Annotated in this window: 22 protein-coding genes; 6 read left to right on the top strand and 16 right to left on the bottom strand. The window is 58.8% G+C overall.

Annotated features, from left to right (window positions below; all coding sequences use genetic code 11):
* Nucleotides 1-91 precede the first annotated feature (91 nt).
* The 4 genes from HGP17_RS07625 to HGP17_RS07610 all read right to left on the bottom strand — a co-directional run bounded on the left by HGP17_RS07625 (nucleotide 92) and on the right by HGP17_RS07610 (nucleotide 3,484).
* Nucleotides 92-529 carry a BA14K family protein gene (locus HGP17_RS07625; protein WP_168807433.1) on the bottom strand — a complete coding sequence of 146 codons (438 nt, stop codon included), beginning with the start codon at nucleotides 527-529 and terminating at the stop codon, nucleotides 92-94.
* Between the two features lie 147 nt (nucleotides 530-676).
* Nucleotides 677-892 carry a cold-shock protein gene (locus HGP17_RS07620; protein WP_004116423.1) on the bottom strand — a complete coding sequence of 72 codons (216 nt, stop codon included), beginning with the start codon at nucleotides 890-892 and terminating at the stop codon, nucleotides 677-679.
* Between the two features lie 498 nt (nucleotides 893-1,390).
* A complete protein-coding gene (locus HGP17_RS07615; RefSeq protein WP_168807431.1) occupies nucleotides 1,391-2,281 on the bottom strand; it encodes a DMT family transporter in 891 nt (296 codons plus the stop codon).
* 93 nt (nucleotides 2,282-2,374) lie between these two features.
* Nucleotides 2,375-3,484: a PQQ-dependent sugar dehydrogenase gene (locus tag HGP17_RS07610; RefSeq protein WP_246703993.1), complete on the bottom strand. Its 1,110-nt coding sequence runs from the start codon at nucleotides 3,482-3,484 to the stop codon at nucleotides 2,375-2,377.
* A 561-nt stretch (nucleotides 3,485-4,045) separates the two neighbouring features.
* Between HGP17_RS07610 and HGP17_RS07605 the strand changes: the two genes are divergently transcribed.
* Entirely contained in the window at nucleotides 4,046-5,248 is a 1,203-nt protein-coding gene (locus HGP17_RS07605) for a pyridoxal phosphate-dependent aminotransferase (RefSeq protein WP_168807429.1), read from the top strand.
* Between the two features lie 140 nt (nucleotides 5,249-5,388).
* On the opposite strand, the gene HGP17_RS07600 is transcribed toward HGP17_RS07605, so the two are convergent.
* The gene (locus HGP17_RS07600; protein ID WP_168807428.1) at nucleotides 5,389-6,486 is read right to left on the bottom strand and encodes a calcium:proton antiporter; all 1,098 of its coding nucleotides are present in this window, start codon (nucleotides 6,484-6,486) and stop codon (nucleotides 5,389-5,391) included.
* A gap of 232 nt (nucleotides 6,487-6,718) precedes the next feature.
* On the opposite strand from HGP17_RS07600, the gene HGP17_RS07595 reads away from it, so the two are divergent.
* Complete coding sequence (locus tag HGP17_RS07595) at nucleotides 6,719-7,000, top strand: DUF2188 domain-containing protein (RefSeq protein WP_168807427.1); 282 nt, start codon at nucleotides 6,719-6,721, stop codon at nucleotides 6,998-7,000.
* On the opposite strand, the gene HGP17_RS07590 is transcribed toward HGP17_RS07595, so the two are convergent.
* Both HGP17_RS07590 and HGP17_RS07585 read right to left on the bottom strand, forming a co-directional pair.
* Complete coding sequence (locus tag HGP17_RS07590) at nucleotides 6,997-7,512, bottom strand: GrpB family protein (protein WP_168807426.1); 516 nt, start codon at nucleotides 7,510-7,512, stop codon at nucleotides 6,997-6,999. The two genes, HGP17_RS07595 and HGP17_RS07590, sit on opposite strands and share 4 nt — an antisense overlap.
* Complete coding sequence (locus HGP17_RS07585; RefSeq protein WP_168807425.1) at nucleotides 7,512-8,423, bottom strand: LysR family transcriptional regulator; 912 nt, start codon at nucleotides 8,421-8,423, stop codon at nucleotides 7,512-7,514. Before HGP17_RS07585 ends, HGP17_RS07590 begins: the two co-directional genes overlap by 1 nt.
* A 92-nt stretch (nucleotides 8,424-8,515) precedes the next feature.
* Between HGP17_RS07585 and HGP17_RS07580 the strand changes: the two genes are divergently transcribed.
* A complete protein-coding gene (locus HGP17_RS07580) occupies nucleotides 8,516-9,493 on the top strand; it encodes an SDR family oxidoreductase (protein ID WP_168807424.1) in 978 nt (325 codons plus the stop codon).
* A gap of 80 nt (nucleotides 9,494-9,573) precedes the next feature.
* On the opposite strand, the gene HGP17_RS07575 is transcribed toward HGP17_RS07580, so the two are convergent.
* The 5 genes from HGP17_RS07575 to trxB form a co-directional block, all read right to left on the bottom strand.
* Nucleotides 9,574-10,686 (bottom strand): alkene reductase, encoded by a 1,113-nt coding sequence (locus HGP17_RS07575; protein WP_168807423.1) that lies wholly within the window; start codon nucleotides 10,684-10,686, stop codon nucleotides 9,574-9,576.
* A gap of 33 nt (nucleotides 10,687-10,719) precedes the next feature.
* Complete coding sequence (locus tag HGP17_RS07570; protein WP_168807421.1) at nucleotides 10,720-11,886, bottom strand: MFS transporter; 1,167 nt, start codon at nucleotides 11,884-11,886, stop codon at nucleotides 10,720-10,722.
* Nucleotides 11,887-11,888: 2 nt separating this feature from the next.
* The gene (locus HGP17_RS07565; RefSeq protein WP_168807419.1) at nucleotides 11,889-12,182 is read right to left on the bottom strand and encodes a metalloregulator ArsR/SmtB family transcription factor; all 294 of its coding nucleotides are present in this window, start codon (nucleotides 12,180-12,182) and stop codon (nucleotides 11,889-11,891) included.
* A gap of 564 nt (nucleotides 12,183-12,746) precedes the next feature.
* The gene (locus HGP17_RS07560; RefSeq protein ID WP_015340580.1) at nucleotides 12,747-13,643 is read right to left on the bottom strand and encodes a LysR family transcriptional regulator VtlR; all 897 of its coding nucleotides are present in this window, start codon (nucleotides 13,641-13,643) and stop codon (nucleotides 12,747-12,749) included.
* A gap of 23 nt (nucleotides 13,644-13,666) precedes the next feature.
* A complete protein-coding gene (gene trxB, locus HGP17_RS07555) occupies nucleotides 13,667-14,641 on the bottom strand; it encodes a thioredoxin-disulfide reductase (RefSeq protein WP_168807417.1) in 975 nt (324 codons plus the stop codon).
* Nucleotides 14,642-14,880: 239 nt separating this feature from the next.
* Between trxB and HGP17_RS07550 the strand changes: the two genes are divergently transcribed.
* Genes HGP17_RS07550 through HGP17_RS07540 form a run of 3 tightly spaced genes read left to right on the top strand, consistent with a single transcriptional unit; the run spans nucleotide 14,881 to nucleotide 17,220 of the window.
* Complete coding sequence (locus HGP17_RS07550; protein ID WP_168807415.1) at nucleotides 14,881-15,348, top strand: Lrp/AsnC family transcriptional regulator; 468 nt, start codon at nucleotides 14,881-14,883, stop codon at nucleotides 15,346-15,348.
* Nucleotides 15,349-15,352: 4 nt separating this feature from the next.
* Complete coding sequence (locus HGP17_RS07545) at nucleotides 15,353-16,258, top strand: glycosyl transferase (protein ID WP_168807413.1); 906 nt, start codon at nucleotides 15,353-15,355, stop codon at nucleotides 16,256-16,258.
* A 47-nt stretch (nucleotides 16,259-16,305) separates the two neighbouring features.
* On the top strand, nucleotides 16,306-17,220 hold the full coding sequence (locus HGP17_RS07540; protein WP_168807411.1) for a glycosyltransferase family 92 protein: 915 nt from the start codon (nucleotides 16,306-16,308) through the stop codon (nucleotides 17,218-17,220).
* A 9-nt stretch (nucleotides 17,221-17,229) separates the two neighbouring features.
* Here HGP17_RS07540 and HGP17_RS07535 read toward each other — a convergent pair whose 3' ends face one another.
* The 4 genes from HGP17_RS07535 to HGP17_RS07520 all read right to left on the bottom strand — a co-directional run bounded on the left by HGP17_RS07535 (nucleotide 17,230) and on the right by HGP17_RS07520 (nucleotide 23,573).
* A complete protein-coding gene (locus tag HGP17_RS07535) occupies nucleotides 17,230-18,309 on the bottom strand; it encodes a glycosyltransferase family 4 protein (protein WP_168807409.1) in 1,080 nt (359 codons plus the stop codon).
* Between the two features lie 6 nt (nucleotides 18,310-18,315).
* Nucleotides 18,316-18,792, bottom strand: a complete 477-nt coding sequence (gene greA, locus HGP17_RS07530; protein WP_168807407.1) for a transcription elongation factor GreA — start codon at nucleotides 18,790-18,792, stop codon at nucleotides 18,316-18,318.
* 298 nt (nucleotides 18,793-19,090) lie between these two features.
* Nucleotides 19,091-22,576, bottom strand: coding sequence for a carbamoyl-phosphate synthase large subunit (gene carB / locus HGP17_RS07525; RefSeq protein WP_168807405.1), 3,486 nt, complete (start codon nucleotides 22,574-22,576; stop codon nucleotides 19,091-19,093).
* Nucleotides 22,577-22,748: 172 nt separating this feature from the next.
* Nucleotides 22,749-23,573, bottom strand: a complete 825-nt coding sequence (locus tag HGP17_RS07520; protein ID WP_168807394.1) for a LytTR family DNA-binding domain-containing protein — start codon at nucleotides 23,571-23,573, stop codon at nucleotides 22,749-22,751.
* Between the last annotated feature and the right edge of the window lie 26 nt (nucleotides 23,574-23,599).

Genomic DNA, 23,599 nt, shown 5'->3' with positions numbered 1-23,599 from the left:
TGTTCAAGGATTCCGTGAAAAGCTGAACCGCTCCAAATACAAAAAGCGCCGCTTTGGTGCGGCGCTTTCATTTCGATCCGTCGTGTTGAGATCAATCGGCGGTGCAGAAGTGGCGCATGCCGTCGAAGCCTACATAGGTGCCGCTCTGGCCATCGAAGGTTCTGTAGCGATCGTAGCAATAACGCATCCATTGCGGCGACCACGGGCGCAAGCCAGCTGACGGCGGCGGAGCGTAATAGCCGACATCACGCTCGACATAGACGCGGCGCGGCGCTGGGCGATAGTAATAGGGCGGGGGAGGCGCGTCGTAATCCGGATAGGCATAGGCCGGGCCTGGCTCGACATAACGTGGTTGGCTGGCAATGGCGGAGCCGACGATCAGGCCGGTTGCAAGTCCGGCGGCGCCGAGCGCCCAGCCGTCACGATTGCGATGGCGCCAATATTCATCCGCAGAAGCGGTACCGAGGGACGTCAGCGTCACTGCCGCGGCCATGGCGGATATGACGAGTGATTTGCCGAGTATGGTCATTGGCCTATCCTCAAAGGAGACCGGGAGAACTGTCATTCCCGTTCTTTCATGAGGACTAGATTATAAGCGACAAACTGAATGCAGACTGAATGACAAAACCCGGCATCGCTGCCGGGCCTCAACTCGAATGGTAGCCGTTAACAGGTCTTAGCCGGCAATCTGAAGATTGACAGCCTTCGGTCCCTTGCCGCGGCGATCCGGTTCCGTGTCGAAGCTTACTTTCTGGTTTTCTGACAAACCTGCCAGACCAGAAGCCTGAACTGCAGAAATATGCACAAAGATGTCAGCGCCACCCTTGTCCGGTTTAATAAAACCGAAGCCCTTATCGGTATTGAAAAACTTTACAGTGCCAGTCTCGGCCATGCCTCAGGTCCTTTTCTCTCTGCCCACCATCCACACGGGCAGCATTACTTGTTTTGCCCTTGCGAGCGCTTGCAGGCAATTCTCGAAATTTGAAGGAAAAGGTCCCCTATACCTCGGCATGATCTCAATGCGCTGTTTGCCACCCCGCATTTTTGACCAGCTGACCGGAATATTAGCGTTTCCGGCGCGCAATTTTATTAGGACTTCCCATGCTCTAAAATGCCCGAACAGCATTGAGAGTGCTGTGTTTATGGAAAATTGGCAAGCAAAAGTTTTTTAACGTATCGCGAGGTGCACACTACAGTAATGAGACTGTGTTAATGCGATTCGCAAATTTTCCCACTTTGAAACTAGTTTCTAAGGTTTTTGCATCGCTCGCGATATAGTTTTGGCGAAATTTTCCCAAATTTGGCGCTGTGAACGCTCGTTTCGGATTGTTCGAAAAAATTTCAAAAACCGTTACAATCGGACAGCTATAGCGCGTATCTCAGGCCTTTTTCATGCGGCCGCGCCACGCCGGCGCACCAATTCCGGCACGAGCTCGACGGCAAGCATAGCGCTGAACATCAGTGCGCAGCCGGCGTAACCGAGAGGTCCCATCGTTTCGCCAAGCAGCAGCGTGCCCAGCGATGCTCCGAACAATGCTTCCGATGAAAGGAAAATGGCGGCTTGCGGCGCCGTCGTGTAGCGCTGCCCGATGATTTGCAGAGCGAAGGCGAGGCCGGACGAGAAGATGCCGACATAGAGGATTTCGCCGAGGGCTGCGCGAATAACGGAGATGCTGATCGGCTCGATCGCGATCGCAACAGCAAGGGCAAGCACCGCTGTTACGGCAAACTGGGTCGCGGAAATGCCAAGCGGCCGTCCGGTCTCGTTGACAGCGGAGCCTGCCAGCGTGATCTGCGCGGCCCAGAAGAGGGCGCAGATGACGGTCAAAAAGTCACCAATCGTCAGGTGCGAGAACGATCCGCCAGACAGAAGATAGATGCCGCAGAGCGCCATCAGCGCAGCCGGCCAGATGATCCAATGTGGCGAGCGTCGCATGAAGATCACCGCGATCAACGGCACGAAGACGACGTAAAGACCGGTGATGAAGCTGGAATTGGTAACCGTGGTCGTTAGAAGTCCGAGCTGCTGCGTTGCCGCGCCGCCAAACAGTGCAACGCCGATCAGGACGAAGGAAACCCAGTTGCGCGAGGTCATCGGCTGCGTCGTCTTCTTATTCTCCATCCATACGAAAGGCAGAACGACGATGGTGGCAACGGCGAACCGCAGGCCGATGAACCAGAACGGTCCGATCGACTTCATTGCCGTCGACTGTGCGACGAAGCCGCCGCCCCATATTGCGGCGGCAACCAACAACAACAAATTCGCCTGTATGCGAGACATCAGTATCCTGCGGGAAGGGGAGAACGAGTTGGCGCGACCGTTAGCAGTTGCTTTAGTCCGGAGCAAGGGTGAAAGGCGTCGCAGGCGACCTGCCTAGTCTGTCGCTCTTGAAACGCGAAGGAGGGTTCCCTGGTCTTCGTCCGTGGTAATCAGAAGCGCTCCATCCGGTGCGACCGTGATGTCGCGCATGCGGCCGAATTTATCGTCGAACATGCGTTCCTGTTCCGTGATCTTGCCATTGGCGTCGCGGGTGAGGCGGGACAAAAGCTGAAATTTCAGTGCCGTTACCAGGAAGTCGCCATTCCATTCGGGGAACATCTTGCCGCGATAAACGACGATGGCGCCGGGTGCGATCGAGGGATCCCAATAGAAGCGCGGCTGCTCCATACCCGGTTTGGTGGTGCCGACGCCGATCTTCGTGCCGTTGTAATTGACGCCGTAGGAGATGACCGGCCATCCGTAATTCTTGCCGGCTTCGGGCGTGTTGATCTCGTCGCCGCCCTTGGCGCCATGCTCGGCAGTGTAAAGCGTATGGGTTTCGCCGTCGAAGGTGATGCCTTGCGGATTGCGATGACCCTTCGACCAGATCTCCGGCAGGGCGCGCTTGCCGTCCTTGAAAGGATTGTCGGCGGGGATGCTGCCATCGGCGTTGATGTGAATGATGGAGCCGGCGTCGTCGTGGAAATCCTGGGCGCGATCCTGCTCGCCGCGATCACCGAAGCTGACGAATAGGCTGCCATCGCGCGCGACGGCGATGCGCGAGCCATATTGAATATTGCCGCGCGACAGCTTGTTCATCAGGAAAATCCGCGTCACATCCGTCAGCTGCTTTTCGTCGGGCGATAGTTTGGCGCGAAAGACGGCCGTGCCGCTTCCCCCGTCGCCTGCCATCGAAGCCGTGAAGTAGAGAGTGCGGTTGCTGGAAAACTTCGGATCGAGCGCCACGTCGAGCAAGCCGCCCTGTCCGCGCGCGTAGACATCGGGCAAGCCTGCAAGCGGAGCGGAGATCTTGCCGTCGCGCACAAGCCGCATGCGGCCGGGGCGTTCGGTCACGAGATAGGCACTGTCGGGCAGCGCTTCCACCGCCCAGGGATGATTGAGCCCGGCAGCAATCGTTTCGACCTTGAGGTCAATCCTCTGCGTCTTAATGGTTTGCGCCGATGCGGCGAGCACCGGGGTTACGCTCAGCAGAACGCCGGCCATCAGAGCGATTGAAAATCCCGTCTTGGCAGATCTCGTCTTATCAGGGCGCATGCGTCTCAACTCCCCCAAGTCTCACCTTCGCAAGGTGGGGGCATTGGTTAGCCATTCAAGGTTGGGCCGATAACGTCTTTGTGTTCCCGTTCTCGAAGTAACGGCGCATCTGCCTCGCCACAGCCTCTGCAAATGCCGGGCTCTTTCCATAAACAGCGCGTGCCGGCCGGTTATCGAGCCAGTAGGGGTGATTTAAGTCGTTGTTTTATCGTTTATATCTCGACGAAGTTCAGATTTTGATTCAGATCCTTCGTGCAGTGATTCAAGTTCGCGTAGGCGATCAGCGTTGAATTGTGAGCGATTGAGTTCGCGCAGCGCTGGCAGATGATGCAATGTCATGGCCGTCCAGCCGGGTAAGAAAGTCTTGTCTGGCTGGTCGCAAAAGCCATGAAATAAAGACACTGTGACGCCTTTGCGCTTGAAACGTCGGCCCATATTCGACATAGAGCTTAGCGCAGAAAACTGGTCCACAGGCTTTCTGCCATTTTCAACCGAATAGGACCGATCACCATGGCCTTTCTTGCCGACGCTCTTTCCCGTGTAAAGCCTTCTGCCACCATCGCCGTTTCTCAGAAAGCGCGCGAGCTGAAAGCAAAAGGACGCGACGTGATCGGCCTCGGCGCCGGTGAACCCGATTTCGATACGCCCGATAATATCAAGAAGGCCGCTATCGACGCGATCAATCGCGGCGAGACGAAGTACACGCCGGTCGCCGGCATCCCCGAACTGCGGAAGGCTATCGCCGCCAAGTTCAAGCGCGAGAACAATCTCGAATACGCTCCCGAGCAGACCATTGTCGGCACGGGCGGCAAGCAGATCCTGTTCAACGCCTTCATGGCGACGCTGAACCCGGGTGACGAAGTCATCATCCCGACGCCTTACTGGGTTTCCTACCCGGAAATGGTGGCGCTGTGCGGCGGCACGCCGGTTTTCGTCGCGACGACCCAGGCCAACAGCTTCAAGCTGCAGCCCGCCGATCTTGAGAAGGCGATCACGCCGAAGACCAAGTGGTTCATGTTCAACTCGCCGTCCAACCCGTCGGGCGCCGCCTATACGCATGCCGAACTGAAGGCTCTGACGGACGTGCTGGTCAAGCATCCGCATGTCTGGGTCCTGACCGACGACATGTACGAGCACCTGACCTATGGCGAGTTCAAGTTCGCCACGCCGGTCGAAGTCGAGCCGAGCCTCTATGATCGCACGCTGACGATGAACGGCGTTTCGAAGGCCTATGCGATGACCGGTTGGCGTATCGGCTATGCTGCCGGCCCGCTGCAACTCATCAAGGCCATGGACATGATCCAGGGTCAGCAAACGTCCGGCGCAACCTCGATTGCCCAGTGGGCTGCCGTTGAAGCGCTGAACGGTCCGCAGGACTTCATTCCGCAGAACAAGAAGATCTTCGAAGGCCGCCGCGATCTGGTCGTCTCGATGCTGAACCAGGCAAAGGGCATTTCGTGCCCGGTTCCGGAAGGTGCGTTTTACGTCTATCCATCCTGCGCAGGTCTGATCGGTAAGACGGCTCCGACCGGCAAGGTCATCGAAACGGACGAGGATTTCGTATCCGAGCTGTTGGAATCGGAAGGCGTTGCTGTCGTTCACGGCTCCGCGTTCGGCCTCGGCCCGAACTTCCGTATCTCCTACGCCACTTCTGAAGAGCTGCTTGAAGAAGCTTGCCGTCGCATCCAGCGCTTCTGCGGCGCCTGCAAGTAAGCGACCTTTCGCCATCCAATAGAAAGCCCGCCGGAGACGGCGGGCTTTTTTTATTCGGGCTCATGATTTCCGCTTAATCGACTGATTCAAGCGCCTCGCAATTTGAGTCCGCTTGTCGGCACAAGGCATTGAAATCAGACTCAAAGGCCGAGCACGGTCAGCATGATGAATGTGGCGAAAAGGATGAAATGGGTCATGCCCTCGATGGCGTTGGTTTCGCCGTCGTTGAGGTTGATGGCAGCGACGATCAGCGTGATCATCACCATGACCGTCTGCACCGGCGACATCGCCATGATGAATGGCTGGCCGGTATAGAGCGCGATTGCCTCCATGACCGGCACCGTCAGGATGACTGTCGATAGCGAGGCGCCTAGAGCGATGTTGACCGTCGCCTGCATGCGATTTCGAAGGGCTGCGCGCAACGCCGTCAGGATTTCCGGTGCTGCCGAGATGGCCGCGACGACGATCGCGGCGATTGCCGGCGGTGCGCCTGTACCCTTCAGCCCGATATCCATGAAGGCAGACATGAATTCAGCCAGTGCGCCGATCAGGACGACGCCGATCAGGATGGTGAAGATCGAGTTCGTCGTGGATTCCTCGTCGTGGTGCTCTTCAGCTGCCGCATGCTTCTTCTCTACGCGTGGATAGCTATAACTGAAGAAGTAACTGTGCCGACCGACCTGCATGCGCAGGAACAGCGCGTAGAGCGCGATCATCGCGACGATGGTGAAGGCGGAATAATAGTGCCATTTCGCTTCGGGGATGAATTCCGGCACGATCATCGAAATGCCCATGGCGGTCAGGATCATGACGCCGTAGGTGCGGCTGGAATCGTCATTATAGGGCTGTTCGCCATGCTTGAGCCCGCCGAGAAGGGCGGCAAGGCCTAGAATGCCGTTGATGTCGAGCATGACGGCAGCATAGATCGTGTCGCGCACCAGGGTCGGTGAACTCTCGCCGCTCATCATGATCGCGAGAATGATGACCTCGACCGCGACGGCAGCAAGCGTCAGGATCATCGTGCCGTAGGGATCGCCGACCTTGACCGCGAGGGTTTCGGCATGATGAGCGACGCGCATCGACGCAAGAACGATCGTGACGATCAGCGCCGCTGCTGCAATCATCGATGCAGACTGCCCCATCTCGAGCACGGAATGCTCGCCGAGATAGGCGGCAATGGCGATCGCCAAGGCCACCAGAAGCGCTTTTTCCTGCTTAAACCAATTGGCTATAACCACGTTTCCCCACCTTTGCGCCGATTCACGGTTGCACTCTAAATCAATGATTTCACACATCAAGCTTGTACGGGCGCGGCGAGATTTGCAGTCCGTGTCGTTTAATGAAATACTGCGCGGGCTAGTGTCTGCCCAACCCATAAATGTCGCGGCATACTCGAAACCCGTCTCAGATGCACGCGGCCCGCCGGCAACGCCGGGTGCTCAGGTCTTGGCAGATGAGAAGGAGGTTTTAATGGTCAAGGTCGTTTATGAAATCGTGCCGCATGACGGTGGGTGGGCCTATCGCTTCCGCGATGTTTATTCCGAAGCGTTTCCGACACATTCCGAGGCCGTTGAGGCTGCCAGGATCGTGGCGGCTGAGCAGCAGGTCGGTGGTGACTCGGCTGAGATCAGCTGGCAAGACGAAGGCGGCAAGTGGCATGAGGAATATGCCGACGGCGGCGACCGACCTGAAACGGAGGTCATCGACGGCCAGATGCATTTCCCGCCGGTGGATACGGCTCCCGGCGCCTAGGCCCGTCGCATGCCCTCGGCCTTTTCGATGATCGCATCGACGAAGTGATGCTTTTCGGCGGTGTAACGATCGCCGTCATGCCGGTGGAGTTCGGCAAGCTCGAGTTTCAAATTGACATAAGCCTCGGCATCGGCCCGGTGAGCGCGAAGATGGTCGCGAAAGATTATTCTTTTCTCGTGGGTGCGATTGTTGGGCGGGCAGAGATAGACGCGCTCCGGCGGTTTACCGTTGCGCAGTATGAACGCCCATACATCGTCATCATATCGATTGCCGCGCGGCTCGTAGTTTTGATCGAGCAGAATCCGCGTTGCGGCGGCGATATCGGCAGAACTGCGCAGGATGATGTCGATATCGACAAGCGGCTTTGCCGCGATGCCGGGAATGGACGTGCTACCGATATGCTCGATCGCCACGAGATAGGGTGTGAGCAAACGCTCGAGTTTGGCGCGGATGCGTTCAAAATCCTGCGGCCACGCCGGGTCGTAAGCCACCAGTTCAACTGCCGATCCCATCATGGCTCCCGCGCGTTATCCTTGACATAGGCGAGCAACCCCTCGACGAGAGCGTCGAAGGTGACACGACAGCGTGGCGATGTCTTGAGATTTTCGTGCATGACGATCCAGGTGTCGATCGACACTTCGATCTCCGGCAAGACGCGTACGAGGTTCGCGTCGCGCCTTGCCAGCGGCGTCTGGAGGAAAGCGATGCCGACGCCGGCGCGCAGGGCGCTGTGCAGCACCGCAGTCTGATCGGAGCGAAAATTGAGCGGTACGCCTTCCATGAACGGATAGCGCTTCAGCATCGTTCGGATATAGGCGGTCTGGCGATCGAACCCGATCATTCTGTGCCCACGGTGCAGCTCGTCTATCGTTCTTGGCTTGCCGTGGCGCTCTATATAGCTTGTGTGAGCGAACAGGCCGAGGCTGATGATGCCGATATGCCGGGCGAGCAATGCCTCCTGCGCCGGGGCGACCATGCGTACGGCGATATCGGCTTCTCGCTGCAGCAGATCTTCCACGAGGTCCGAGGCTGATAGCTCGACGATCAATTCGGGATATTGTGCCTGCAGCTTGGCAAGGGTCGGCGGCAATACCTCCATTCCGATGGCTTCGCTCGCGCTGATGCGAACCGTGCCGGTCACCTTGTCGTTTGCGCCGGAGGCGGCGCGCAGGAGAGCGGCGGCGGTGCTCGCCAGCGTTTCTGCGTAAGGTTTCAAAACGAGGGCGGCATCGGTCGGCAACAGGCCCTGCTGTGATCGTGTGAATAATTCGCCGCCGACCGATTGCTCCAAAGCGTCGACATGTCGGCCGACGGTCGGTTGGGTCAAGCCGAGTTCGCGTGCCGCAGCCGACAGCGAGCCGTGCTCCAGCACGGCTAGGAAGGTGCGATAGAAATCCCAGCTGGGTTCAGAATTGAATGCCATACATTTATGTATATCATCTGCAGATTTTTCGGCAATTTCGTTTATCCGCGGTGCGAAGCATAGTCATTCCAACGAAACCGATGGAGATGACCATGAACAACCAGACAGCAAATACCAAGACGGCCTTGATACTCGGCGCAACAGGCGGCATCGGTGGCGCGGTCGCCGACGGGCTTGCCCGTCGTGGCTGGCACATCCGCGCGCTTAATCGCGATGCGACGGAAGCTGCGCGCCACCAACCGAATTTCGAATGGATACAGGGCGACGCCATGCAGGCTGCAGACGTGTTGAAAGCGGCGCAGGGTGCTGAAATCATCGTGCATGGCGTCAACCCACCCGGATACCGCAACTGGGCGCAAGTCGTGCTGCCGATGCTGGACAACACCATTGCAGCGGCCAAGGCCGTCGGCGCCCGCATCGTGCTGCCCGGCACGGTCTATAATTTCGGTCCTGACGTCTTCCCGAATGTGAGCGAGGACAGCGTGCAGCGGCCGAAGACCCGGAAAGGAGCGATCCGCGTGCAGATGGAGCGCCGCCTGAAAGCCGCGGCAGAGCAGGGCAATACTCCGGTTATCATCGTGCGGGCCGGCGATTTCTTCGGTGGTTCGCGTGCCAACAGCTGGTTCTCGCAGGCCATGGTCACGCCCGGCAAGCCGGTCAATTCGATGACCTATCCGGGCAAGCGCGGCCTCGGCCATCAGTGGGCCTATCTGCCTGACGTTGCCGAGACGATGATCCGCCTGATCGAAAAAGCTGACGAGCTTCCGAACTTCGCCGTCTATCACATGCGCGGACATTGGGATGGCGACGGCACCCAGATGGTTGAAGCCGTCCAGCGCGTGGTGGGCCATAAGATCAAGGTAAGGTCGTTCCCCTGGTGGACAGTGCCGCTTGCCGCTCCCTTCGTGCCGTTTATGCGCGAGCTGCGGGAAATGAGCTATCTCTGGGATGTGCCGCTCGAGATGCGGAACGACAAGCTGCGGGCCGTGCTCGGCGAGGAACCGCATACGCCGATCGATGAGGCGGTCAGAAGCAGCCTGGCGTCGATCGGTTGTCTGCAGACTGCGTGAGACGTCTGACCTTATAAGAAAGCCCTCGCAACATCGGCTGCGAGGGCTTTTTCATCCTAGAATTTCAGGGACTTAAGGCCTCAGGCCGCTTCGTCCAGCGTCGGATAGTCGGCATAACCCTTCGGGCCGCCGCCATAGAGCGTCGTCTGGTCGAAGGCTGCGAGCGGGGCATTTTCCTTCAGGCGGTGAACGAGGTCCGGGTTGGAAATGAACGGCTTGCCGAAGGCAACGACATCAGCCTTGCCGCTGTCGACGGCTTCGATTGCCATCTCGCGGGTATAGGCGTTGTTGACCATCCAGCCGGCCGTGCCGCCTGCAGCCTTGTAGGCAGCGTGCAGGGCGTCGTAATCGAAGGGCAGGAAGTCGCGCTTGCCGCCGGTCTGGCCTTCGACCACGTGCACATAGGCGAGGCCATATTTTGCCAGGCCTTCAACGACGTAGGTGAACAGCTGCTGCGGTGCCTGGTCGCTGGCGTCGCCCGATGGCGTAACGGGCGAGATGCGGATGGCCGTGCGGCCCGCACCAATTTCCTTGGTGACCGCATCGACAACTTCGAACAGGAAGCGGGCGCGATTTTCGATCGAGCCGCCGTACTGGTCGGTGCGGTCATTGATATCGCCACGCAGGAACTGGTCGATCAGATAGCCGTTGGCGCCATGGATTTCGACACCGTCGAAACCGGCGTCGATCGCGGCGCGAGCAGCCTTGCGGTAGTCTTCGATAATGCCCGGGATTTCGGAAGCTTCAAGCGCACGCGGCTCGGAAACATCGGCAAAACCGCCGGTGCCGTCGCTGTTGACAAGATAGGTCTTCGAGGTTGCAGCTCGCTTCGAGGTCGACGAGACCGGCTTGCCGCCATTCGGCTGCAGGGTCGTGTGGGAGATACGGCCGACATGCCACATCTGCACGACGATCTTGCCGCCGTTTGCGTGCACCGCGTCTGTCACCTTCTTCCAGCCGTCAAGCGCTTCCTTGGTGTAGAGGCCGGGAACATCGGCATAGCCCTGACCCTGATGGGTGATGGCGGTTGCCTCGGTGATGATGAGGCCAGCGGTTGCGCGCTGAGCATAGTATTTGACGTTCAGTTCATTCGGGACGGCATTCGGCGAGCGATTGCGCGTCAGCGGTGCCATGACGATGCGGTTGGCAAGTGCGATGTCGCCAAGCTTCGTCGGTTCGAACAATTTGGTCATTGGCAGGTCCTTTCTTGAGGGGGAGGAGAAAGATCAGGAAGAGGCGAGCGCCTCGCCCTTGGGACGTATGGCGGCGAACGTCAGCAAGACGGTCACCAGGCCGAGGATCGCCATGGCGGAGCCGGCAAGCGGCACCTGAGCCAGGGAGAAGCCCTCATCTATGACAACGCCGCCAATCCAGGCACCGAGTGCGTTGCCCGTGTTGAATGCGCCGATATTGATGGTCGAGACGAGGTTGGGGGCGTCCTTGCCGAAGGCAACGACGTTGATCTGCAGGGCAGGTACGGCGGCAAAGGCTGCAGCTGCCCACAGGAACAGAGTGATCTCGGCGCCGATGACGGAGTGAATCGTCACGCTGAAGATCGCCGAGGTGATTGCGATCGCCAGGAACACACCGGCCAGCGTCGTGCCGAGGCGCCAGTCCGCCAGTTTGCCACCGATCAGGTTGCCGATGGTCAGGCCGACACCGATCGACAGCAGCGTGAGGGTGACGGTGTGCGGCGAAACGCCGGTAACGTCGCGCAGCATCGGGGCGATATAGGTGAAGAGCGCGAACATGGCGGCCGAGAAGAAGACGGTGGTGAGCAATGCCAGCCAGAGGCCGAGACCACGCAACGCGGCGATTTCGCGGCCGAGGCTGCCCTCAGGCCTTTCTTCGTTCTTCGGCAGGACGGCGACGAGGCCGGCGATCGAAGCGACGCCAAGCAACGTGACGATCCAGAAGGGAGCACGCCAGCCGAAAGCCTGGCCGAATGCCGTGCCGAGGGGAACGCCGAGCACGTTGGCGAGCGTCAAACCAGTAAACATCAGCGCGACGGCGCGGGCCTTACGGTCTTCGGGGACAAGGCTTGCGGCAACGACCGACCCGATGCCGAAGAAGGCGCCATGGCAAAGTGCCGTGACGATACGGGCGATCATCAGGATCCAGTAATTGGGAGCGACAGCGCAGAGAAGGTTTCCGAGAATGAAGAAGCCCATCAGCATGATCAACGCCGAGCGGCGGCGAAGATGGGCAGTCGACACCGCCATGATCGGTGCGCCGATCGCGACGGCAAGTGCATAGCCTGTGACCAGCCAGCCCGCCTGCGGGATGGTGACACCAAGATCCAAACCGACCTCGGGCAGCAGGCCCATGATGACGAATTCGGTGGTGCCGATGGCAAACGAGCTGAGCGCGAGAACAAGAAGCGCAAGCGGCATGTTCAGAGTTCCTTTTGCATGGCTGCGAGGAATTCAGCGATGGTTTCCTCGTTGCGCTTATAGAAGATCCACTGACCCAGACGTCGCGTCGTCACCAGGCCGGCGCGGTGCAATGTGCTGAGGTGAGCGGAGACGGTGGATTGCGACAGGCCGCAGCGTTCGAACTGACTGGCGCAGACGCCGAGTTCCAGCGGATGCTCCTGTGTCGGAAAATGGGCCTGCGGATCTTTCAGGTGGTTGAGGATTTCGAGCCGTGCCGGATGGGCCAGGGCCTTCAGAATCTCGCTCTTGTCCATGGTGTTCACCAAATGAATATCGAAGAATTTCGATATATGTATCGATCGATTCCGATATATCAAGATCGGCGCAGAACATTATTTTCTGCAGGGCAGCCGAGATGAGTGCTTAGAAAATGGGCAAAAAAAGAGGGCCACCGGAGTAAACCAGGGCCCTTATAGGTGTGAAGGTCAAAACCTCCAGAGGGGAACAGCCAATGCGGTGGAACTGGGAGGAAAAGCCACCGTGTGCATCAGCTGTGTGCGTTATGATGCTAATTTGTGCAGTGCGCAATGCTTTTTTGTGCATGGCAGTTATGCGTTTGCAGGCCTGGCAGCAAAAGGGCAAAAAAAAGGGCCTCCGGAGTGAACCAGGGCCCTATAGGTATGAAGGTCAAAAACCTCCAGAGGGGAACAGCCAATGCGGTGGAACTGGGAGGAAAAGCCACCATGTGCATCAGCTATGTGCGATATGGTAGTTAAATGGGCAGGCTTCAACTCCGTTTTGTGCATATCAGCCATGCATAATAAGCGGAGCTGATATATTAGCCTCAAAAAGAGTTGGTTATCAGTGACTTACCTTCGTCAGAAATTCCAGTTACGGGCTTTCGCGACGATAAAATCACGGAAAACCTTGAGCTTAGCCGCATTTTTCATTTCATCTGGATAGCAGAAATAAGTGTCGAAGGATGGTACGTCAGCATTGATCGCGAGCTGAATGAGACCGGGGTCGCGACCAACAATGTAGTCCGGCAGCACGGCGATGCCGATGCCCAGCAGGCAGGCGCGCTTGATCGACGTCTGGCTGTTGATCTGCAGATGCGGAGCGCGTTTGTTGTCGGAGGAGCGCCCGGCGATTTCCAGCCAATTGACGTCGAGCAGGTAGTTCGGTGCCGGCTCGCCGAAGCTGATGATGCGATGCTCGTCCAGGTCCTCCACCGACTGCGGTTCGCCGTAGCGGTTGATGTAGGAGGGGGCAGCATAGACGTGCATGTGCACGGTAAAGAGCTTGCGCTGGATCAGATCCGACTGCTGCGGCTGGCGCAGACGAATGGCGCAATCCGCATGTCGCATGTTCACGTCCAGCTCCTCGTTGTCGAGGATGAGCTGGATCGACATGTCGGGATAGAGCTGCAGGAACTCCTGAATCTTGTCGGTGAGCCAGCCCTGGCCGAGGCCGACCGTCGTCGTGACGCGCAGCTTGCCGCTCGGCTTGTCGGTCGTTTCGGTCAATTGCATCTTGACCGTTTCGAGCTTCAGCAGAACATCGTGTGCGGTGCGATAAAGCAGCTCACCTTGTTCGGTCAGGATAAGACCGCGCGCATGCCGGTGAAAAAGCTTGATGCCGACGTCTTGCTCGAGAGCGCTGACCTGCCGGCTGATGGCGGATTGGGACAAATGCAATTTGTCGGCCGCATGCGTGAATGAACCCGCCTCGGCAGCCGCGTGAAAGATACGCAGCTTGTCCCAATCCAATGGCATGCCGTTTCCCCTCATCGGCTGCATCACTCCGCGGCCACGGCGACGGGCATGTGCCCGGTCAGGTAACGTTCTGCCTCAAGCGCTGCCATGCAGCCCATTCCCGCGGCCGTGATGGCCTGACGGAAGGTATCGTCGGTGACGTCGCCCGCGGCATAGATGCCTTCGACGTTGGTCGCGGTCGAATCGGGCGCGGTCCAGAGATAGCCGTTGTCCTTGAGTTTCAGCTTGCCCTTGAAAAGTTCGGTCGCCGGTGCATGCCCGATGGCCACGAAGACACCGTCGACGGGCGTTTCGGTGATGGCGCCGCTGCGCACATCGCGCAGGCGCGCGCCGGTCACGGACGGTGGCATCGGTGGCTTGGCCGGCGTGCCGGTGATCTCTGCCACTTCGGTGTTCCACAACACCTTGACGTTGGCCTTGGCGAACAGGCGCTCCTGCAGGATCTTTTCCGCGCGGAACGAGTCGCGGCGATGCACCACCGTCACCGACTTGGTGATGTTGGACAGATAGAGCGCTTCCTCGACGGCACTGTTGCCGCCGCCGACCACGATGACATCCTTGTTGCGATAGAAGAAACCGTCGCAGGTGGCGCATGCTGATACGCCGAAGCCCTGGAAATGCTGCTCGCTCTCGATGCCGAGCCACTTCGCCTTCGCGCCGGTGGCAATGATCAGAGTGTCGGCGGTCCAGACCTGGCCGCTATCGGTAAGGGCAACGAAAGGACGCTTGCTGGTGTCGACTTCGGTCACGAGATCGTTGACGATTTCTGCGCCGACATGCTGAGCCTGCTGCAGCATCTGCTCCATCAGCCACGGACCCTGGATCGGATCGGCAAAGCCCGGATAGTTCTCGACATCAGTCGTGATCATCAGCTGGCCGCCCTGTTCCAGTCCTGCGATCAAAACCGGCTGCAGCATCGCACGCGCGGCATAAACCGCTGCGGTATAACCGGCGGGGCCGGAGCCGATGATGAGCACCTTCGTGTGGCGGGCAGGCATAGTCAGTCCTTTCAATTTCAGCGCTTGGGAAATCACGGCTTCAAACGCTCAAAGCAGGCGATTTCACGTTCCGCTGGTCCATTTATGATTGCCTTATGCATTTATTCAAGGGCAGCCTTGCATTACACACAGGGCAAATCTGCTTTGTGTAAGAATCAATTACGCGAGAGAAACTTTCTTGCGTATTTTCCAGCCTTATATAGAAGCTGGCGAGGGGGAATTAAAGAAAGGCAATAAAAGTGCTTCGCGCTGAGCTCGATGCCATCGATATCAAGATTCTGCGGGAACTCCAGCGGGACGGACGCATGACCAACGTCGAACTCGCGGATCGTGTCGGCATCTCGGCGCCGCCATGCCTGCGCCGGGTGCGCAAGCTTGAGGAAGCGGGCGTTATCGAGGGTTATCATGCCATGCTGAACAGCCCGAAGCTGGGCTTTGATCTCGTGGCATTCTGCATGGTTGGTCTCAAGCATCAGTCGGAAGCGAACCTCAAGGCATTCGCCGGTGCGACCTCGGCATGGCCGCTGGTCAGGCAGGCATGGATGGTTTCCGGCGACAGCGATTTTCTATTGCACTGCGTTGCCGAAAACCTGACGCGCTTCCAGGATTTCGTCATCGAAGTCCTGACGGCAAACGAGCATGTCGACACGGTGCGCACGATGCTGACCATTCGGCAGGTCAAGAAGCTCGGCCTGGTGGAGCTTTAGGCGCATGGCGGATCGGCCCTGGCATCGATCACTGATCAAGTCCGGTGTGCGCCTGTTTTTGGGCGGTTCGCTGGCACATGTGCAGGATTGGTATCCGGGGCTCAGCATCGTCCGCAGCCAGAATATCAGCGAAGTGCTCTACCGTGGCGCCAAGGTCGCCAGCCTTGCGGGAATGGATCGGCTGCGGGAACGCTGCGGGAATGCCATATATATTGTCGGTTCCGGTCCATCGATCCGCGATTGCGATCTGAGCCAGATGGAACCGCGCAGCGCCATACTCCTCAATGGCGCAATCAGGCTGATTGGCGAGCAGATCGAAGAGCCGCTGGCCATCGCGGTCGAGGACGAGCGTTTCGTGTGGCGACACATCGAAACCATGCGAAGGAAGATATTGCCCGGTTCGCTTTGCCTGTTTTCGGTCTCCGTATTGCGGGCGCTCTGTGAGATCGACAAGGGATGGCTTTCGGACAAGACGATCATTCTGATCGATGATATCCGCAAGCCCTATGGTGCGCGTCGCCGTTCGCTCGACGATTTGAAGAAGCTTCAATATGTGCGTCTGGATGCGGCCGGTTCGGCCGGCTTCTCGCTTTCGCCGGATCGCGGTGTTTTCCTCGGCGGATCCGTCGCTGTGTCGGCGTTGCAATTTGCATTGTACTGCGCGCAACAGTCCGTTGGTTTTCTCGGCATAGACATCTCGAATGCCGGCGAACCAAGATTTTACGAGACCGGCGACGATACGGCTTTTTCCGGTATCGCCCGTGCGGAGGGCCGCATCGTCGAGCACCTTGTCTTTGCAAGACAGATCGCTGCAGAGCGGGGCGTGGCATTCATCAATTATTCGCCGATCTCAGCGTTGCTGAAATACGATTTCGGCTACGACGACAGGTTTGCAAAGGCTAGGCCCTGATTGCGGCGACTTCGCCAATATCGAACCGGAATTGCAGGAAGAAACGCATGCGCTGGCTGAAACCGAAAAGCTCCGATGCCAAGAAACTAAGCATCGACCCGCCAGCGCCGAGGGCAGGGCGGCACGGTATCGCCATCGCCGCCTGCGTCAAGAATGAAGCGCTCTATATAAAGGAATGGATCCGCTTCCATCAGGCCGTCGGCATTCGTCACTTCTATATCTATGACAACGGTTCCAGCGATGAGACGTGCGCGTTGCTGCGCGGCCTCCTGAGCGAAGAAGAACTGACGATCGTCCCGTGGGCCGGGCGGATGCGGGATGCGGCAACCGGAACGATGCTGAACGGTCAGGTCATCACCTTTGCGCATGCCATCCTGAACTTCGGCGGCGATTACCGATGGATGGCATTCATCGACGTCGATGAATTCCTGCTGCCGAGGCATGGGCGCACTTTGGAAGATGCATTGAAGGCGGTGGCTGATTTTCCGAATGTCTCGTTGCCTTGGCACATGTTCGCCACGAGCGGTCATGATGTGCCTCCTGACGGGCCTTTGACACTGAACTATACGCTGCGCGGTGCCGATCCGATGACATCAAAGGAAAATGTCAGCAATTTCAAATGCATCGTCGATCCATGTGAAGTGACCGAGGTCAGCGTCCATCAGTTTCAGACGCGTGCCCATGGCGATTTGACAGCAAATGATGCTGGCAAGCGTTTTTCTCGTCGCGGCCGAAAAGCTCCTGAGTTTTACTCAAACCAGTTCCTGCAGCTTAATCACTACTATACAAAATCCCGGCAGGAGCTGATGGCGAAACTCGACCGTGGATGGGTTTACGACAGCAGCGCGACGAAATACCGGGAGAAGGTCTTATCCGTCGTCAAAAGCATCGAGGAAGACCTGGTTGAAGACAGATCCATGATCGATTTCATCGAGCATAACCACATCGATCTCGGTAGCTGATAGGCTGGCTTACGCGTTTGTCGCGAGCATCCGATGGTAGATGTCACCGATCGCCGTCGCTTCCTTTTCCAGAGCAAATTCGGCGCGTACGTGGCGCACTGCATTCTCACCTTGCCGGAGCGTTTCCTCGGGATCGGCCAGATAGAAGGCAATAGCCTTTGTCAGCGCTTCGCCGTTCCCGGCGGGAACGACGGTACCGGTTTCACCCGGCACGATCATCTCGGCATAAGCACCTGCATCGGAGGCGACGACGGCGGTGCGCGAGGCCATTGCTTCAAGCGGCGTCAAGCCGAAGCCTTCATTGCGGGAGGGGGCGACATAGAGCGCTGCTCGACGGTACCACGGCTTGATGTCGTCGACCTCGCCCATAAAGCGAATCCGGTCGGAAAGGCCGGCGGCAGCCACCATTTTTTCGAGCTCGTCGCCGAAAGCGCGATGCTCCGCTGTTACCCGACCGCAGACAATCGCCGTCCAGTCGGGATGGCGCGGCAGCAGTTCGATCATCGCCTTGACGAAGAGATCCGTGCCCTTTTGATGGCGGACGCGGCCGAAGCAGCCAATCAGATATGTGCCTGGTAGACCCGTCGCAGCCATGCGGTCATCGGCCGTTTCCGGTGGGTGAAAGCGGTTGAGATCGACGCCGTGCTGGATGACGGTGTGCGGCACCTCGAGAAAGCTGCCTGAGCGGGTGCTGGTGGCGATGATGGCATCCATGCGCCTGATCAGCCAACGAGTATAGTTGCTGTGGCGACGCTGGGCGGCAGACGTAAAAACGAGCTTCAACGGCATGCGCAGCACCGAGCGCAACAGCAGGCCCACCAGCATTTCATTGTTGCGGCGGGCATGCCAAACGCGGCTGCGTCGCCTGCGCGGCCGCATCCAGAGGCCCGGCAGTCTGAGCCAGCCGAGCTTCGGCAAATCCTCAGGCAGGCCAGGGCCGAGCGTAGCGATATGGTAGCCTAGCTCGATCTGCTTTGGGATCAGCTGCACGATCGTAGACGTAACGCCGGAGAGCCGGCGTTTGAAATTCGTCGCTATGATTTCGATCTCTTGAAGATCGCTCGCATGCGCTGACTGGCGGTCGCGCACGGGCGATCAGCCCCAGGTGACGGAGAGGATTTCGTAGCCCTTGGCGCCGCCGGGTGCGTTGACTTCGATCGAGTCGCCGACTTCCTTGCCGATCAGGGCGCGGGCAATCGGGGAGGAGATCGAAATGCGGCCAGCCTTCACATCGGCTTCCTGGTCACCGACGATCTGATAGATCTTCTCTTCTTCGGTGTCTTCATCGACGAGTTTAACTCTGGCGCCGAACTTGATCTTCGAGCCGGACATCTTGGTGAGGTCGATGACTTCAGCGCGCGCGGTCAGGTCTTCGAGTTCGCCGATGCGGCCTTCGTTATGGCTCTGAGCTTCTTTGGCGGCATGGTACTCGGCATTTTCGGAAAGGTCGCCATGGGCGCGTGCTTCCGCAATAGCCTCGATGATTCGCGGGCGCTCTTCCTGCTGACGCCAGCGCAGTTCTTCCTGCAGCTTGACGAACCCGTTCTGTGTCATCGGTACCTTTTCAACCATTTGCCTTGTCCTTCACTCCCTGCGCTGCTCTTCCGCACACACAAAAGAAAACAGGTTCCGAAGCGGTACTTCGGAACCAGTAGAGCCGTTAGTGCGTCATCTATAGCAGATTGCGACAGCCGATTTCCAGAAAATTCGATGCTTTAAGGAACGCTGCTCCTCGCGCACGAATGCCGCGGCCCCGTTGCCGGCTATCGGCTACGAGGTCTCTTCAAAGCCGGCCAACTCAATCGCAAGTGGCCGGGGTGAATGTGAGCTGGCTATTGTTGCTCACATTCGTTCTCGCCTGGTTTGCGCCTCAGAAATAGCTCTGAAGCGGCTGGACTTCGAGGTTTCCGGCCTTCAGCGCCTTGATCGCCATGGCCGCGGCTTCGGCACCGGCCATGGTGGTGTAGTAGGGCACCTTCTGCATTAATGTTGCACGGCGAAGCGACTTCGAGTCCGAGATCGCCTTGTTGCTGTCGGTCGTGTTGATGACGAGCTGGACCTGACGGTTGCGGATGGCGTCCTCGATATGCGGACGTCCTTCAAGCACCTTGTTGATCTTGGTCGCTTCGATGCCGTTTTCGGCGAGGAAACGTTGGGTTCCGCCCGTTGCCAGCACCTTGAAGCCCTGTTCCGTCAGCATGCGGATGGCGGGCAGCACGCGCGGCTTGTCGTCATCGCGGACCGAAACGAAGACCGTTCCGTCACGCGGCAGTTCGACGCCGGCGCCGAGCTGCGACTTGGCGAATGCCAGCGCGAAATCGGTATCGAGGCCGATGACTTCGCCCGTCGAGCGCATTTCCGGTCCGAGCAGGATGTCGACGCCGGGGAAGCGGGCGAATGGGAAGACGGCTTCCTTGACCGCGATGTGCTTCAGCTTGCGCGGATCCGGCTTTTCACCATAAGCGGCAAAGGTCGCATCCAGCTTTTCGCCGGCCATGACGCGGGCGGCGATCTTGGCGATCGGCGCGCCAATGGTCTTGGCGACGAAGGGCACCGTACGCGACGCGCGCGGATTGACTTCGAGCACGTACACGGTGCCGTCCTTGATGGCGAACTGGACGTTCATCAGACCGCCGACTTTCAATGCCTTCGCCATGGACTTTGCCTGACGCTCCAGCTCATCGATCATCTCGGGGGAGAGGGTGCGCGGCGGCAGCGAGCAGGCGCTATCGCCGGAGTGAATACCGGCCTCTTCGATATGCTCCATGATACCGGCGACGTAGACGTCAGTCCCGTCGGACAGGCAGTCGACGTCAACTTCGATGGCATTGGCGAGGTAGCTGTCGAACAGCAGCGGGTTTTTGCCCAGCAATGTGTTGATCTGGCCGGTCTTGTCGTTCGGATAGCGCTGTTTGATGTCTTCCGGCACCAGCTCGGGAACGGTGTCGAGCAGATAGGTCTGCAGCTGACCCTCAGAATGAAGGATCTGCATCGCGCGGCCGCCAAGAACATAGGATGGACGCACGACCAGCGGGAAGCCGATTTCGGAGGCGACGAGGCGAGCCTGCTCGACCGAATAGGCGATACCGTTGTTCGGCTGGTTGAGATCGAGCTTCATCAGCAGCTTCTGGAAGCGGTCGCGATCTTCGGCGAGGTCGATCGCATCAGGCGCGGTGCCGAGGATCGGAATGCCGTTCTTTTCAAGCGCTTCGGCAAGCTTCAGCGGCGTCTGACCGCCGAACTGAACGATGACGCCGACGACTTCACCCTTTTCCTGCTCGGCGCGCAGGATTTCGATAACGTCTTCCGCCGTCAGCGGTTCGAAATAAAGACGATCGGACGTATCGTAGTCGGTCGAAACCGTTTCCGGGTTGCAGTTGATCATGATCGCTTCATAGCCTGCATCCTTCAGAGCGAAGGCGGCGTGGCAGCAGCAATAATCGAACTCGATGCCCTGGCCGATACGGTTCGGGCCGCCGCCGAGGATGACGACCTTCTTGCGGTCGGAGACCTGTGCTTCCGAGCGGGCAGCGCCGACAAACGGCGTCTCATAGGTCGAATACATATAGGCGGTCGGCGAGGCGAATTCTGCGGCGCAGGTGTCGATGCGCTTGAAGACCGGTCGAACATTCAGACTGTTGCGCAGTTCCGCCACTTCTTTCGGGCGTTTGCCGGTCAGCGTCGCGAGGCGCGCGTCGGAGAAGCCCATCGACTTCAGCATGCGAAGGTTGGCTTCATCCTGCGGCAGGCCATGCTCGCGGATACGGGCTTCCATATCGACGATGCTCTTGAACTGCGCGATGAACCAGGGGTCGATCTTCGATCCTTCGTGTACCTCTTCCGGCGTCAGGCCGAGACGCAGAGCTTGGGCGACCATGCGCAGGCGGTCAGGGGTCGGCGTGCCGATGGCAGCGCGGATGGCGTTGCGATTTCCTTCGCCCTCTTCGGTGCCGGGGATCTCGATTTCATCAAGGCCCGTCAGGCCGGTTTCTAGGCCGCGCAGTGCTTTCTGAAGCGATTCCGCGAAGGTACGGCCGATCGCCATGACTTCACCGACGGACTTCATGGCTGTGGTGAGAACAGGCGAGGCGCCGGGGAACTTTTCAAAGGCAAAGCGCGGGATCTTGGTGACAACATAGTCGATCGATGGCTCGAAAGAAGCCGGGGTCGCGCCGCCGGTGATGTCGTTTTCCAGTTCGTCCAGCGTGTAGCCGACGGCGAGCTTCGCAGCGACCTTGGCGATCGGGAAGCCTGTTGCCTTCGAAGCCAGTGCAGACGAGCGCGAGACACGCGGGTTCATTTCAATGACGACCAGGCGTCCGTCCTTCGGGTTGACTGCGAACTGTACGTTCGAGCCGCCGGTTTCGACGCCGATCTCGCGCAGGACCGCGATCGAGGCGTTACGCATGATCTGATATTCTTTATCCGTCAGCGTCAGCGCCGGGGCGACGGTGATGGAGTCGCCGGTGTGGACGCCCATCGGATCGATGTTTTCGATCGAGCAGATGATGATGCAATTGTCCGCCGTGTCGCGGACAACTTCCATCTCGAATTCCTTCCAGCCGAGCACCGATTCCTCAACCAGAACTTCCGTCGTCGGCGAGGCATCAAGGCCACCGCTGACGATTTCGAAGAATTCCGAGCGGTTATAGGCGATGCCGCCGCCGGTGCCGCCAAGCGTAAAGGAAGGGCGAATGATGGCAGGCAGGCCGACATGATCGATCGCCTGCGCGGCAATTGCCATGGCATGGCTCATGTAGCGCTGCTTGCGGTCGCTCTCGCCGAGGTTCCACTGGTTTTCCAGTTCGTCGAGCGCCTTGTCTAGATCGGCGCCGGACAGCTGCGCCTTGAGCTTGCTGCGCTGGGCCTCATGTGTCTTGCGATCGGCGTCCTTGATGTCGGTGGCGTTTGCCAGCATGGAGCGCGGCGTTTCGAGGCCGATGCGGGCCATAGCCTCGCGGAAGAGGGCGCGGTCTTCGGCCATGTCAATCGCGGCGGGCTTCGCGCCGATCATCTCGACATTGTAGCGATCGAGGACACCCATGCGCTTCAGCGAAAGGGCTGTATTAAGCGCCGTCTGGCCGCCCATGGTCGGCAGCAGCGCGTCCGGGCGTTCCTTGGCGATGATCTTGGCGACGACTTCAGGCGTGATCGGCTCGACATAGGTCGCATCCGCAAGGCCCGGGTCGGTCATGATCGTTGCCGGGTTCGAGTTGACGAGAATGACGCGGTAGCCTTCCTCGCGAAGCGCCTTACAGGCCTGCGTGCCCGAATAGTCGAATTCGCAAGCTTGCCCGATAACAATCGGTCCTGCACCGATAATAAGGATCGATTTGATATCTTGGCGCTTCGGCATGGGCTCACATCCGTTTTTTTCGTTGCGCAAAAAACCGGCCAGGGTGGGAGATCACCGGTCGGGGGCGCATGGGCAAATGTTTTCAGGCTAGAAGCGGCTTATAGGCAAATGTATTTGCAAACGGAACCCCATAAATCGCGGAATCGACATGAATTCGCAGCCTTTGGCGCCTTTATGGGAAACGGCGGCGTACAGCCTCGGCATAGGGACGGCTGACAGGCATTTCCAGGCCGTCGCGCGTTATGACGAAAAGCTTGCCGTTGTCGCGTTTCAGGCTGGCCACGTGGTCGGTCGCGATCCAGTGAGATCGGTGCAGTCGAATACCCTCGGTATCGCCGACCTCCATCAAGGCGTCGCCGAAGCGCAACAGGATCAGCTCGCGGCCTCTGCTTGTCACGATCTCCGTATAATGGTCGCGCACGGTGAGCCTGATCAAGGCGCCGCGGTTTTCCGGTTTCAGGCGCGAGAGGATGGGGGCCTGCGCAGGCGGAGTTTTTATCTCCGGTGCTGCGGCAGGCGCGGCCTGCATCGCTGGCATATCCACGCCCTCAGCCGCCATCGCTATCTGTCGATGCATGGTCAGATAGGTCAGAATGCAGAAGAGCGCGCACAGCGGTATGGAGCCCAGCGCTTGCTGCAGGCTTCCCGCGAGGCTTGCCGCGGTCCCGAAGAATGCGTCGTCGACGAGGGTGATGCCGAAGCCGATCGGCAACGCGGCAATGATGGAGCCGATCATCATTCGCGCGAACATGCTCGATATCCATTTGCGTAGAAGGATTTCCGCGATCACGGAAAAGACGATCGCGATCGACCAGGCCATGGCATGCAGCACTAACCAATAGCCAAACCGGGCTGCGGGCGTGAGCCGAGCGAAAGTGCCGTATGGACCGGTCAGCGCAAAGATCAGGACGATGGTGACGAAAGTCGCCCAGAAGCGCGGTGAATGCTGGATGACACGCAATTCACGAAGCGTGGATTGCAGAAAGGTGTGATCCACGAAGATTTCCCGTTCTTTCGCGCAAA

It is taken from the genome of Rhizobium sp. P38BS-XIX, assembly GCF_012641435.1.
GTDB lineage: Bacteria > Pseudomonadota > Alphaproteobacteria > Rhizobiales > Rhizobiaceae > Rhizobium.
This window is presented reverse-complemented; position numbering and strand designations above follow the sequence as displayed.